The 13,410-nt window shown below is 66.5% G+C and carries 12 protein-coding genes and 1 tRNA gene; 6 read left to right on the top strand and 7 right to left on the bottom strand.

The window, feature by feature from the left end:
- Positions 1-298: 298 nt before the first annotated feature.
- From IG75_RS0124750 to aceE, 6 genes are all read right to left on the bottom strand, one after another.
- Entirely contained in the window at positions 299-1,732 is a 1,434-nt protein-coding gene (locus IG75_RS0124750) for an acyl-CoA carboxylase subunit beta (RefSeq protein WP_030524037.1), read from the bottom strand.
- Positions 1,733-1,856: 124 nt separating this feature from the next.
- Positions 1,857-3,107, bottom strand: a complete 1,251-nt coding sequence (locus IG75_RS0124745) for a KasA/KasB family beta-ketoacyl-ACP synthase (RefSeq protein WP_030524038.1) — start codon at positions 3,105-3,107, stop codon at positions 1,857-1,859.
- Between the two features lie 10 nt (positions 3,108-3,117).
- Complete coding sequence (acpM, locus tag IG75_RS0124740) at positions 3,118-3,420, bottom strand: meromycolate extension acyl carrier protein AcpM (protein WP_030524039.1); 303 nt, start codon at positions 3,418-3,420, stop codon at positions 3,118-3,120.
- A 129-nt stretch (positions 3,421-3,549) separates the two neighbouring features.
- The gene (locus tag IG75_RS0124735; protein ID WP_030524040.1) at positions 3,550-4,464 is read right to left on the bottom strand and encodes an ACP S-malonyltransferase; all 915 of its coding nucleotides are present in this window, start codon (positions 4,462-4,464) and stop codon (positions 3,550-3,552) included.
- Between the two features lie 128 nt (positions 4,465-4,592).
- On the bottom strand, positions 4,593-5,927 hold the full coding sequence (locus tag IG75_RS0124730) for a PucR family transcriptional regulator (RefSeq protein ID WP_245713219.1): 1,335 nt from the start codon (positions 5,925-5,927) through the stop codon (positions 4,593-4,595).
- Positions 5,928-5,937: 10 nt separating this feature from the next.
- Positions 5,938-8,748 (bottom strand): pyruvate dehydrogenase (acetyl-transferring), homodimeric type, encoded by a 2,811-nt coding sequence (gene aceE / locus IG75_RS0124725; protein WP_245713229.1) that lies wholly within the window; start codon positions 8,746-8,748, stop codon positions 5,938-5,940.
- 243 nt (positions 8,749-8,991) lie between these two features.
- Between aceE and IG75_RS0124720 the strand changes: the two genes are divergently transcribed.
- The 6 genes from IG75_RS0124720 (at position 8,992) to IG75_RS40930 (ending at position 11,621) form a co-directional block, all read left to right on the top strand.
- Positions 8,992-9,546 carry a hypothetical protein gene (locus IG75_RS0124720; RefSeq protein WP_030524043.1) on the top strand — a complete coding sequence of 185 codons (555 nt, stop codon included), beginning with the start codon at positions 8,992-8,994 and terminating at the stop codon, positions 9,544-9,546.
- A gap of 129 nt (positions 9,547-9,675) precedes the next feature.
- Positions 9,676-10,098, top strand: coding sequence for a DUF3052 domain-containing protein (locus tag IG75_RS0124715; protein ID WP_030524044.1), 423 nt, complete (start codon positions 9,676-9,678; stop codon positions 10,096-10,098).
- A 66-nt stretch (positions 10,099-10,164) separates the two neighbouring features.
- Positions 10,165-10,629, top strand: a complete 465-nt coding sequence (locus IG75_RS0124710) for a peroxiredoxin (RefSeq protein ID WP_030524045.1) — start codon at positions 10,165-10,167, stop codon at positions 10,627-10,629.
- Between the two features lie 31 nt (positions 10,630-10,660).
- A tRNA-Val gene (locus IG75_RS0124705) sits at positions 10,661-10,735 on the top strand.
- A 105-nt stretch (positions 10,736-10,840) separates the two neighbouring features.
- A complete protein-coding gene (locus tag IG75_RS36570; RefSeq protein WP_162183806.1) occupies positions 10,841-11,368 on the top strand; it encodes an inositol monophosphatase family protein in 528 nt (175 codons plus the stop codon).
- Positions 11,369-11,396: 28 nt separating this feature from the next.
- Positions 11,397-11,621 (top strand): inositol monophosphatase family protein, encoded by a 225-nt coding sequence (locus IG75_RS40930; RefSeq protein ID WP_081877139.1) that lies wholly within the window; start codon positions 11,397-11,399, stop codon positions 11,619-11,621.
- A gap of 194 nt (positions 11,622-11,815) precedes the next feature.
- On the opposite strand, the gene IG75_RS0124695 is transcribed toward IG75_RS40930, so the two are convergent.
- Positions 11,816-12,976 carry a serine hydrolase domain-containing protein gene (locus tag IG75_RS0124695; protein ID WP_030524046.1) on the bottom strand — a complete coding sequence of 387 codons (1,161 nt, stop codon included), beginning with the start codon at positions 12,974-12,976 and terminating at the stop codon, positions 11,816-11,818.
- Positions 12,977-13,410 lie beyond the last annotated feature (434 nt).

The following is a 13,410-nucleotide window of genomic DNA, read 5'->3' as shown; positions in this document are numbered from 1 at the left end:
GTTTCGGCCTCGAAGTGCATGCGCCGAAGGCGCGAGTCTCGAGGCCGAAACGGCGAGACCAAGGGGGCCTCAACCCCGCGACGCCGCAGGCGGCGCCAAAAACACAGCACCTTCACGAACCAGCCCGCAACTCCACCTTCATAAGCAGAAAAACCTGTTACGACCGAGCAACCACGTGCGATCGACAGGCCGGCAACCTGCGATCATAGAGCTGGACCGCCTCCCGAGTGAATCCTCATACCGACCCGGCGTCTTATCTCGACGGCAACCCCCCGCGCCGACGAAGTCGGCGCCGACATTACAGCGGGATGTTCTTGTGGTGGCTGGCCCGGCACGGCGTCGCCGCCAGCGCGGCCGCGATCTTGCTGCGCGTATGCGCCGGGTCGATGACCTCGTCGACCACCCCGATCGACACGGCCCGTTCCACCCCGCCGGCGATGGCTTCGTGTTCGGCGGTGAGTCGTTCGTGCAGTGCTTCGCGTTCTTCTTCCGGCGCGGCGGCCAGGGCTTTCTTGTGCAGGATGCCGACGGCCGCCTTCGCGCCCATCACCGCGACCTCCGACCCCGGCCAGGCATAGACCGCGGTGGCGCCCAGGGAGCGGGCGTTCATGGCGATGTAGGCGCCGCCGTAGATTTTGCGGGTGACCAGCGTGACCCGCGGGACCCGGGCTTCGGCGAATGCGTGCAGCAGTTTGGCGCCGCGGCGGACCACGCCGTCCCATTCCTGGCCGACGCCGGGCAGGTAGCCGGGGACGTCGGTGATGACGACCAGCGGGATACCGAAGGCGTCGCAGAGGCGGACGAACCGGGCGGCTTTCTCGGCGCTCTTGGAGTCCAGGCAGCCGCCCAGTCGCAGCGGGTTGTTGGCGAGGACACCGACGGCGCGTCCGGCCAGGCGGCCGAGGCCGGTCACCATGGAGCGGGCGTAGCCGCCCTGGAGCTCTTCGAAGCTGGATTCGCCGTCGACATTGTCGAGCAGTTCGTGCACCAGCGGTTTGACGTCGTAGGCGCGTTTGGCCGAGGCCGGCAGCATGGCCCGCAGATCGACATTGCCGTGCTCGGCGGCGACGAGGTCGAATTCGCCTTGTTCGGCGAACATCGAGACGAGGCGGCGGGCGCGGTGCACCGCATCGGCTTCGTCGTCGGCCACGATATGGGTGACGCCGGATTTCTTGCCGTGGGTTTCCGGGCCGCCGAGGGTGGCCATATCGACCTGTTCACCGGTGACGCTGCGCACCACATCGGGGCCGGTGACGAAAACGCGACCTTCGGGGGCCATGATCACGATATCGGTGAGTGCGGGACCGTAGGCGGCGCCGCCGGCCGCGAAACCGAGTACCACCGAGATCTGGGGAACCCGGCCCGAGGCGCGGACCATGGCCTCGAACACCAGGCCGACCGCGTGCAGGGCCTCGACGCCTTCGGCGAGCCGGGCACCACCGGAATGCCACAGACCGACCACCGGCGCGCCGGAGTCGATGGCGGTGTCGATCGCGTCGACGATATGCCTGCAGCCCTCCACTCCCATGGCGCCGCCCATCACGGTGGCATCGGAGCAGTAGGCGACGGTGCGGACGCCGTCGACCTCACCGACGGCCGCGAGCACACCCGATTTGTCGCGCGCATGCAGCGGCAGCACCGTGCCGGGGTCGAAAAAGCGCTGGAGCCGCCCGAGGGGATCACGCGGATCGGTCGCAGTTTCCTGATGGCGGGCCGGAGCGATAGTGGTCATCGCGTTCTCTCCTCGAAAATGTGCGCCCAAAACGCGGGCCACTGGGTGCCGAAGCCCAGACGGGGCCGCCCGGAAGAAACCCGGCGGCCCCGTCTATGGGTCGTCGAACAGTTCGGGCGGACCGTCAGGCCCGGCCGAAGGCGAGCGCGACATTGTGCCCACCGAAACCGAACGAATTGTTGATCGCGTACTCGATCTCCTGGCGCCGGGCTTCGCCCTTCACCACATCGAGGTCGATCTCAGGATCCTGGTTGTCCAGGTTCAGGGTGGGCGGCACGATACCGTCCCGGATGGCCAGCACGGTGAGCACGGACTCCAGCGCACCGACGGCGCCGATGGAATGTCCGAGCGCCGATTTGGGCGCGTAGACCGAGGCGTGGTTGCCGACGGCCTTGTTGATCGCCTTCGCCTCGGCGGTGTCACCGATGGGGGTGGCGGTGGCGTGGGCGTTGATGTGGGTGATGTCCTGCTTGGACAGACCCGCGGTCTGCATGGCCCGGGTCATGGCGCGGGCGGCGCCCGTGCCCTCGGGGTCCGGCGCGACCAGGTGGAAACCGTCGGAGGTGATACCGGCGCCCAGCAGCCGGGCGTGGATGGTGGCACCGCGCGCCTTGGCGTGCTCCTCGGTTTCGATGACCATGAGCGCGCCGGCTTCGCCGAAGACGAAGCCGTCGCGGTCCTTGTCGAAGGGACGCGAGGCGCCCTTCGGGTCGTCGTTGCGGGTGCTCATCGCGCGCATCATGGTGAACGCGGCGATCGGCACGGCGTCGATGAAACCTTCGACACCTCCGGTGACGACCATATCGGCATCGCCCATGACGATCATGCGCCACGCGTTGGCGATACCTTCCGAGCCCGACGAGCACGCCGAGACCGGAGTGACCACTCCTGCCCGGGCCTTCAGTTCGAGACCGACGACGGCGGACGGCCCGTTCGGCATGACCATCTGAACAGCGAGCGGGGAGATCTTGCGATATCCACCGTTCTTCAGTTTGTCGACCGAATCGATGAGCGCGTCACCGCCACCCAGTCCAGTGCCGATGGCCACACCCAGCCGCTCCGGATCGACTTCCGGACTGCCCGCATTACGCCAGACCTCGCGGCCGAGCACGGTCGCGAGCTGCTCGACATAGGCCATCCGACGGGTCTCGACCCGGCTCAGCAGGCTGTCGGGACGAACTTTCAGATGGCCGCCGATGCGGACCGGTAGGTCGTATTCCTCGACGAAGGAATCCTCGAGAACGTCGATACCGCTCTCGCCGTTGAGGAGACCCTTCCACGTCGCATCGACGTCACCCGCGATCGACGTGGACGCCGCCAGGCTCGTGACGACGACATTCGGGAAGTTCCCGTTCAAGGTGGAAGGAGTGGTCACGGTGTCGGCCCTACTCGGCGTTGTCGAACTTGGCCTTGAGCTCGGCGGCGGTGTCCGCGTTCTCCGCCTCGAGCTTCTGGATGTAGGCGACGGCGTCGCCGACGGTCTTCAGGCTGGCCAGATCCTCGTCCGGGATCTTGACCCCGTACTTGTCCTCGGTCTGAACCGCGATCTCGACCATGGACAGCGAGTCGATGTCCAGGTCATCGACGAAGGACTTCTCGACGGTCACCTCGGAGGGTTCGATACCCGTAACCTCTTCGATGATCTTGCCGAGTTCCTCGACGATTTGTTCCTGGGTCAGAGCGGCCACTTCGTGGCTCCCTTCTAATTTTCTCGTGTAGGGCTCTACATATTTCTTCGGGCCGAGGCGACGCACGGTTACGTCGCTTCGGTGCCGTGCTCCCGGCGAGGGTTCGTCGGAAACACGGCCGTAGGCAAGCTAGCCGGAGCCCGTGAGCTCGGCCAGCGCGGGGATGTCCTCCGGGGTCTTCAGCGCCAGGTTCGGGGTGCCTTTGAGCTCCCGTTTGGCAATGCCGACGAGGGTTCCCGCCGGTGGCAACTCCGCCACCGCCGAAACACCGGCCTGCCGGACGGTTTCGGTGCACAGGTCCCACCGGACGGGCCGGGTGACCTGCGCGGCGAGCTTAGCCACCGCGTCCGCGCCGGACTCGACCGGCTTGCCGTCGGCGTTCGACAGCAAGGGGCGAGCCGGCTCGTGCGGGGTGATCTCGGCGATCGCCGCCGCCACCGCCTGTTGAGCGGGGGCCATGAACTCGGTGTGGAACGCGCCCGCCACGGGAAGCGCCCGTACCCGGGCCTTCTCCGGCGGATTCGCGGCCAGTTCGGCCAGTGCGTCCAGGCGTCCCGCTGCCACGATCTGACCCGTGGCGTTGCGGTTGGCCGGGACCAGTTCCAGTTCTTCGAGCCGCGCCAGCACGGTGGCCTCTTCGCCACCCAATACCGCGGACATGCCGGTCGGCTCCAGCGCGCACGCCTTCGCCATTTCGGCACCGCGGATGGCTGCCAGCGTAACTGCTTGGTCGGCGGAGATCACGCCGGCGACCGCCGCGGCGGCGAGTTCGCCCACCGAATGGCCGGCCACGATGGTGTCGGCCGGCACCCGCTGTTCGCCGATCTCGGCGAAGGCGAGCAGCGCGGCAGCCACCACGAGCGGCTGGGTCACGGCGGTGTCGGTGATCTCTTCGGCGGTCGCTTCGGTACCGAGCCGGATCAGATCCAGACCGGATTCCTTCGACCACAGTGCGAGGCGGTCACGAGCGCCGGGCAGGTCGAGCCAGGGCGCGAGCATGCCGGGTGTCTGAGAGCCCTGTCCAGGGGCGAACAACGCGATCACGTACCTAAGAAAACACTGTGAGACCCCATTTGCGAGATGTCGACGTGAATGAAGCTTGCCGACCGCTTTTGTATGGTCTCCACAAAAGCCCGCGTGGTGTGTCCGGATCGACCGAATCGGGGCCGGCGTTACAGCCCGTCTTTGTCCAATGGGACAAAAGAGTCCTCTGAGGCTTGTGATGACGATTCGTTACGAGTTCGTGTCAAACGACCCACTGTGGCGGCGATTCGTAACACATACGCATCCCGCGGATTGAGCGGATCACGACCGGTTACTTCCCCGATCCGCTTCAGGCGATACCGCACAGTATTTGGATGAACGTACAGTTGACGCGCGCACATCTCGACCGCACCACCGCAATCCAGGTAGGCATCCAGGGTGTCCGCCAGGGCGGAACCCGCAGAAGCCAACGGAAGGACAAGGTACTCGACGAGCGCGTCGACCGCAGCTCGATCGCCGAGCAGCGCCCGTTCGGGCAGTAGTTCCATGGCGTGTACCGGGCGCGGAGCCTCCCGCCAGCCGATCACCGCCTCCATCCCGGCGAGCGCCTCCAGGGCACTGCTGTGCGCGGCGCCGAGGGTGCGCGTGGTCGGTCCGATCACCACCGGGCCGTCCGAGAACGCCTCGGTGAGCAGATCGGCCATGAACGGCGAGGTGTGCACGGTGTCGCCCAGGGTGCCGCTCACCACCATCACCAGGCGGGCACCCTGGACCACCGCCAGCGCCGCCCGGCCGTGCCGGGCCGCGATGGTGTGTACCGCGCCGACCACCGACACACCCTGATCCCGCGGCGGTGTGCCCACCAGGACCGTCGCGGGGGCGGTCGCATCCCAGTTCAGGGTGGCCGCCCGGGAGAGCATGTCGGGACCGGTGTCGCCGCGTACCACCGCGTCCACCACCAGCGCTTCGAGCCGGGTATCCCAGGCGCCCCGGGATTCGGCCGCGCTGGCGTACACCGAGGCCGCCGCGAAACCGAGCTCACGCCCGTATCGCAGAACCGCCTCGGTGAGCGCGACCAGTTGCCGATCGTTACGCGCCAGCGCGGGCAGCCACTGTTCGAAGAACTCCATGGCCACCCGCACCATGTCCACGGTCTGGCGCAGCGTCAGCCGCCGCGCCAGATCCTGCGGGATGACCTGGAAGGCGTCCAGGCTGAACCGGATATCACTATCCGGGTCCTGGAGCCATTCCAGGAAGTTGACCACCGCGGTCTGCACCAGCATCTGCACGCCGGCGCGCTGCGCGGCGTCCAGATCGGCGAAGAACGGCAGCCGATCCTGCATCGACCCCACGGCTTCGGTGGACAGCCGCCCGGAGAACTGCTTCACGCGTTTGAGCAGCGTGTCCGGTAGTGGGTCGCGGGTCTGCCGGTTCGGCGACAGCGCGCCGGTCGGCAGGTACACCTCGTGCTCGCTGGAGCCCTCGGAGACCCGGCGCGGACGCGGTGGTCTGCGTTCGATCATCGAACCGCCGTCACTCCGCGTCTCCGGCGCCGCCCGCGGTGAACTCCGGCGCGGCCGACACATCGTCGATGCGGTACCGGGCGGCGGCCTCGGCGGCCTTCGCCGGATCCAGTTTGCCGATCCGGCCCAGCCCCGCCAGGGCGGCGACCACGATGGATTCCGCGTCGACATTGAACACCCGGCGTGCGGCGGGCCGGGTATCGGAGAACCCGAATCCGTCGGTGCCCAGCGTGGTGAAATCGCCCGGAACCCATTTACGGATCTGATCCGGTACCGCGCGCATCCAGTCCGTAGCGGCCACGAACGGGCCCTGTGCGTCGGCCAGCGCCCGGGCGACGTAGGGCTGCCCCGCGTCCTCACCCGGATGGTGCAGCGCCTCGATCTCCAGTTCGAGAGCCTCCCGGCGCAGCTGACCCCAGGAGGTCACCGACCAGACGTCGGCGGCCACACCCCAGTGGTCGGCCAGCAACTGCTGGGCCCGCAGACCGTCGGGCACGGTGACACCGGAGACCAGGATCTGCGCCCGGACATCACCGGCGCCACCCTTCTTGTACAGATACAGGCCCTTGAGCAGACCGTCCACGTCGAGATCCTCGGGCTCGGCGGGCTGCTGGTAGGGCTCGTTGTACAGGGTGAGGTAGTAGAAGATGTTCTCCCCACCGAATCCGTCCACGCCCGGCGTACCGCCGTACATCCGGCGCAGGCCGTCGCGCACGATATGGGCGATCTCGAAGGAGAACGCCGGATCGTAGGAGACCACCGCCGGGTTCGTCGCCGCCAGCAGCAGCGAATGGCCGTCGTTGTGCTGCAGGCCCTCGCCGGTCAGGGTGGTCCGGCCGGCCGTCGCGCCGAGCACGAAACCGCGGGCGAGCTGATCGGCCGCGGCCCACAGCCCGTCACCGGTGCGCTGGAACCCGAACATCGAATAGAAGATGTAGAGCGGGATCATCGGCTCGCCGTGGGTGGCGTAAGAGGTACCGACCGCGGTGAACGATGCGGTGGAACCGGCCTCGTTGATGCCCTCGTGCAGGATCTGCCCGACCGCGCTCTCCTTGTAGGCGAGCATCAGTTCCGCGTCGACCGAGGTGTAGAGCTGGCCGTTGCGGTTGTAGATCTTCAGCGAGGGGAACCACGAGTCCATACCGAAGGTGCGGGCCTCGTCCGGGATGATCGGCACGATGCGCTTGCCGATCTCGGGGTCGCGCAGCAGCTCCTTCATCAGCCGCACCAGCGCCATGGTGGTCGCCACGTTCTGCTTGCCCGAACCCTTGCGCACCGATTTGTACGCCTCGTCACCGGGCAGTTTCAGCGGTGCGATGTTCGTACGCCGCTCCGGCAGGAACCCGCCCAGCGCCTTGCGGCGATCCAGCATGTACTGGATCTCCTTGGTCTCCGGGCCCGGGTGGTAGTACGGGGGCAGGTACGGATCCTTCTCCAGCTCGGCATCGCTGATCGGGATCCGCTGCAGGTCGCGGAAGTCCTTGAGGTCCTGCAGGGTCAGCTTCTTCATCTGGTGGGTCGCGTTGCGGCCCTCGAAATGCTTACCGAGGGTGTAGCCCTTGATGGTCTTGGCCAGGATCACCGTCGGCTGGCCCTTGTGCGCCAGCGCCGCCGCGTAGGCGGCGTACACCTTGCGGTAGTCGTGCCCGCCGCGCTTGAGGTTCCAGATCTCCTGATCCGACAGATCCTGCACCAGCGCCTTGGTGCGCGGGTCCCGGCCGAAGAAATGGTCGCGGACGTACGCGCCGTCATTGGCCTTGTAGGTCTGGTAGTCACCGTCGGGCGTGGTGTTCATCAGATTCACCAGCGCACCGTCGCGATCGGCGCCCAGCAGCGCGTCCCACTCCCGGCCCCAGATCACCTTGATGACATTCCAGCCGGCGCCGCGGAAGAACGACTCCAGTTCCTGGATGATCTTGCCGTTACCGCGGACCGGGCCGTCGAGGCGCTGCAGGTTGCAGTTCACCACGAAGGTCAGATTGTCCAGACCCTCCATGGCCGCCACATGGGCGAGACCGCGCGATTCGGGTTCGTCCATCTCGCCGTCGCCGAGGAACGCCCACACATGCTGATCGGAGGTGTCCTTGATCCCGCGATCGTGCAGGTAGTGGTTGAACCGCGCCTGGTAGATGGCGTTCATCGGGCCCAGGCCCATCGACACCGTCGGGAATTCCCAGAAGTCGCTCAGCAGCCGCGGATGCGGATACGACGGCAGGCCCTTGCCCAGGCCGCCGTGGCTGTACTCCTGGCGGAAACCGTCGAGCTGATCGGTGCTCAGCCGGCCCTCGAGGAAGGCGCGAGCATAGATACCGGGCGAGGCGTGACCCTGGATGAAGATCGAATCGCCGCCGCCGGAATGGTCCTTGCCGCGGAAGAAATGGTTGAACCCGACCTCGTAGAGCGCCGCCGAGGACGCGTAGGTCGAGATATGCCCGCCGACGCCGATACCCGGACGCTGCGCGCGGTGCACCATGATCGCCGCGTTCCAGCGGATCCAGGCCCGGAAGCGCCGCTCGGTCTCCTCGTCGCCGGGGAACCAGGGCTCGTTCTCGGTCGGGATGGTGTTGACGTAATCGGTGGACGTCAGCGAAGGAATGGAGACCCGCCGCTCACCGGCGCGTTCGAGCATCCGGAGCATCAGGTAGCGGGCCCGGCCGGGACCTTCGCGCTCGAGCATCTCGTCGAACGACTCGAGCCATTCGCTGGTTTCCTCCGGATCTATATCCGGTAGGTAAGACGCCACTCCTTCACGAATCACGCGGACTCGGCCACCGGCGGGCGCACCGTTGGCGTCGCGAGGGGTGGGAGCGGAACCCGGCACAGCGGATTCCGCCGGGACGCCAGAGTGGATCAGATCGGTCAAAACTGCTCCTCGTACAGGGGGTGGTCGAGCTGATGGCTGCGGTGACCCCGAGTGGCCCGCTGGTGTGCGGATCACTCGTGACGACTTTTCCGGGCGTGCCCGCGCACTCGCGTGGCACGTCCCACATCATCATGTCAGTCGCCGATCCAGTACCGTTCGACAGGCACGTCTCACTGCGGTTACCGAGGAGTCGGGAGGACGATGGAAGGGCTGGACCCGCGCCGGTTCGGGCTGGTGTGCGCCGCGACGGCCCTGGTGGCAGGCGCCGCCGTGGCCGGGTGCGCGCAGCAGGTCGAAGGTATCGCGACGCCGAACGCCGCCGAGGCGACCTCCTATCGCGAATACGCCTCCTCCTCGTCCGCCGCCGCCACCTCGTCGCAGATCGCGGCCGCCCGGGACAAGGCCATCTCCGACAACTGCACCCTCTTCCCCGGCACCACCGGGGTCGGGGTGAGCAAGTACAACGAGTTCGTCGACGCCCACGACAACGACGCCCCCGACTACGACGCCAAACGCGATGGCGCCGTGACCGCGCTCGAGGACGCCGCCAAACAGGTCGAGGGCGGAGTGAACACCGCGGGCGCGCAGCTGCCCGAGGAACTGCGGACGAAGTTCGTCGCCTACGTCGACTCGGCCCGGGCCCTCGCCCAGGCCACCCGGGAGATGACCTACACCTCCCCCGTCGGACCGCTCAACGACGCCAGCAAGCGCGTCAACGACGCGCGGAACGCGGTACGCGATGCCTGCCCCAAGTAACCCGGATCGCCCGTCACCAGCGGTTTCCCGCGACATAGAAAATTCGATCCACCCGATCGGCTTGCGTTAGGGCCGATAACCATGTTCGCTTGCAGATATCTGTAGTCGGGAGTTGAGGAGGACGCCACCGTGGTCGCCGCGGCGGACGATCAGAATTTCGCTCAGAAGCTTGGCATCACCCACGGCATGGTTGTCCAGGAGCTGGGCTGGGACGAGGACACCAACGACGACCTCCGGGCCGACGTCGAGGAGACCTCCGGCAGTGAACTGCTGGACGAGGACTCCGACGAGGTCATCGATGTCGTCCTGCTGTGGTGGCGGGACGGCGACGGGGACCTGGTCGACGAGCTGATGGAGGCGATCGGCCCACTCGCCGACGACGGCTTCATCTGGGTGCTCACCCCCAAGACCGGTAACGACGGCCATGTCGATCCCAGTGAGATCGCCGAGGCCGCACCCACCGCGGGGCTCACCCAGACCTCCGCCATCAAACTCGGCGAATGGTCCGCCAGCCGTCTGGTGCAGCCCAAGGCCCCCACCAAGCAGCGCTGAGCCGCCCATAGCTGTACGCGCGCCCCGGGCCACGGGGCGCGCGCACCCGAGATTTGGAGGATCCTCATGCCCCTCGAGGTCGGTGCCCAGGCGCCGGAGTTCACCCTCAAGGACCAGAACAATCAGGAGGTCTCGCTGTCGGACTACCGCGGCGAGAAGAATGTCCTGATCGTGTTCTATCCGCTCGCCTTCACCGGCATCTGCCAGGGCGAGCTGTGCAAGGTCCGCGACGAGCTGCCGCGGTTCCAGAACGACAACACCGAGATCCTCGCGATCTCCGTCGGCCCGCCGCCCACCCACAAGATCTGGGCGGCCGAACAGGGCTACACCTTCCCGCTGCTGTCGGATTTCTGGCCGCACGGCGCGGTGGCCCAGCAGTACGGCGTCTTCAACGACGTGACGGGTTTCGCCAACCGCGGCACCTTCGTCGTGGACCGCGCGGGAATCATCCGTTTCGCGGAGATGAACGGCCCCGGAGAGCCCCGTGACCAGGCGGCTTGGGAGAAAGCGCTCGCCGCGCTAGATTCATAGACCGTTCCCCTCGGACACCGTCCGGGGGTCCGGGCGTATAGCTCAGCGGTAGAGCTCTGGTTTTACACACCAGCGGTCGGGGGTTCGAACCCCTCTGCGCCCACCATGAACACCCAGGTAGTGCCCCAATTAGCACGAGAAGTCCTGCCCCATGACGATTTCGTGGGGCAAACGTGGGGCAGGCGTCGAGTGTTGCGACATGATTGACCAGGTGACGAGAGTCCTGGTGGAAGCTGCCGAGATCGCGATTCGGCCACGATTCCGCCGGTTGACCACCGACCAGATCGAGGAGAAGGCCCCAAACGATTTGGTCACCGTGGCCGATCTGGAGGCCGAGCGACTGATCTCACGCGGACTGTTGAGGATTCTCGATATCCCGGTGGTCGGCGAGGAAGCGACAGCCGCAGATCCGGCCCTGCTCTCAGCATTGGGTGATAGGCAATGCTGGCTGTTAGATCCGATCGACGGGACTTCGAACCTCGTATCCGGCCGGCAGGAGTACGCGGTGATGGTGGCGCTCCTACGCAAGGGCGCGCGCCCGTCGCTGGGTGGATCCTCCTCCCCGAGAGCGGGCAGGTCTACGCGGGTGAGCAAGGATCCGGCGCGTTCCGGGAAGGCGCCCGGATCCAACAACTCACTCCACCAGTTGCGGTTGAGCAGATGCGGGGTGCTGCCCCCACGAAGCGCCTGGACCGCCAGCAGCGCGCAGAGTTGTCGAAAGCTGGAGCGCGATTCGTAAGCCTGGCCCCGGAGCATCGAGTGCTGGTGTGAACTACACCCAGATGCTCGACGGTCATCTCGACTTCGTCCTATATCAGCGGTCGATGCCGTGGGACCACGCCGCGGGAGCTCTACTCTTGGCTGAAGTTAGTGGCGTTTCTGTTCGGCCGGACGGCGCACCGTACCGAATCGCCAAGAGGCAAACTGGCCTGCTGCTGAACGCCGCGAATCGTGCCTGCTGCCAGGCTGTACAGACGACGCTGTGGGCATAAAGCCGCCACAGCGGAAAAATCCTGTAGGGTCTCATAAGTCGTGGCGTCCAGGCAGTTGACCGACCTGGCCATATCTCGCCTGTCTCATGCCGTTTCGTGCGCTGTCAGTCTCGATTCGTTGGCATTTCCTCGTTCCGACCGCCGGCCACCCCGCCGGTCGGGATGATCTCGATTGCGGTATCGCCCGGTCTCGCTCACGGGACGCTGCGGGCACCGGCGCACAGTGCGTGGTCGATCAGGTCGCTGGCCGCGTTCTCTTGGTCCAGGATGTGCTCCGGGGTGTCGCCGCGTGCCTCGGACATGGCGACTACGGCGCTTCGCCGGCCGTCGTCGGTGACGCCGTTGAGGGTGATGTAGCCGCCGTCCCCGCCCTCGTGACTCCAGTAGGTTCCTCCACAATCGAGGGGCCGTTGAACCAGGCCGAGCCCGTATCGACCGCCGGGCCACATCTGTTGGACCTCCGCGCTCACGGGGACGGTCTGCTTCATCTCGGCCAGTTGCCGTGGTGGTAACAGGCGGCCCCCGAGCAACGCGCGGAAGAATTCGTTCTCGTCCTGAGTGGTCGTGACCCACGAAAGGTTCGGGTCCACGGGTATCTGGTCGGTGACATCGACTACGGAACCGGGGCCGAAGTACTGGTAGGCCCGCGAGTGCGGTGAGGACAGGGTAGGCGAGGCGCCCATCCACAGAGTCCGGTCGAGACCGAGAGGGACCACGATACGATCTTCGATCTCCTGGTGCGCAGGTCGGCCAGTGGCCTGCTGGACGATCATGTCGAGCAGGATGTATCCGGTGTTGGAATACTCCCAGCCCTCTCCGGGCGGGAAATCCGGTGCATGGGCCATCGCGCGGGCCACCAGCCGCTCGGGGCTGTGGACGTCGTAGCGCTGCTGGTAGTACTCGTCCGGCGTGGTGTATCCGGGCAGGTCGTCGCGGACCCCGCTGGTGTGCTGAAGCAAGTGGCGGATGGTGATGCGGTTGCCGTCGTTGCCGTTACCCTGCACCACTCCCGGCAGCCAATGGTCAACCGTGTCATTCAGCGACAGCGTGGCCTCGGCCGCCAGTTGGAGGACCACGGTGGCGACGAGTGCCTTCGACGTGCTGGCCATACGGAAGTAGCCGTCGGGAGAGACCGGGCGACCGGTGGTCAGGTCGGCGGTGCCGCTCGTGGCGACCGCCTGCCGACCATCAGGCCCGATCGTGCGGGCTTGTACACCGCTCACGCCGAGGGCGTGGATCGCCTCGGTGTCTCGGAGCAACTGCTCTTCAGAGGAGGGGCCGGCCGGCTCGGCACACGCCGTGATCAGCCCGACGGCGAGCAGCATAACGGCACCGAACGCCACGGCGAGGCCCATTCGCACAGTCGATGTCATGACTGAACGCTAGTTTCGTCCCCAACGGGGCACATCCGGCGTCACCCTGAAATCCGAATGGGGTTACCCCCGCACGTGGACATGGTGGGACCGTCTCGACCCAACCGACACAGCCGGGGCACCACGTACCGGATGACCGCGCATGCGGGTCTGCTACAGAAATAGAGCGTAATCTCAGAACCGTGGCGGATCTGCCACATCACCGCCAGGCATCTTGAGATTCCGCCACGAGTTCCGAGACCCTACAAATCCGCCTTGAAGCACCCCAGCGGGCCGACTCAGATCAGTTCGAGATCGATCGGCACTGTGAGGTACGCATACGGTCCAGGATTGTCGGGGCCAATGGAGCACGAACTCCGCTCGCTCGATCGGCGTGCGGGTTTCGTGCACAAGAAACATCGCCGTGGACAGATGCT

The organism is Nocardia rhamnosiphila NBRC 108938 (assembly GCF_000720425.1).
GTDB lineage: Bacteria > Actinomycetota > Actinomycetes > Mycobacteriales > Mycobacteriaceae > Nocardia > Nocardia rhamnosiphila.
Note: the sequence above shows the minus strand (reverse complement) of the source record. Positions and strands in the feature narration are given on the sequence as shown.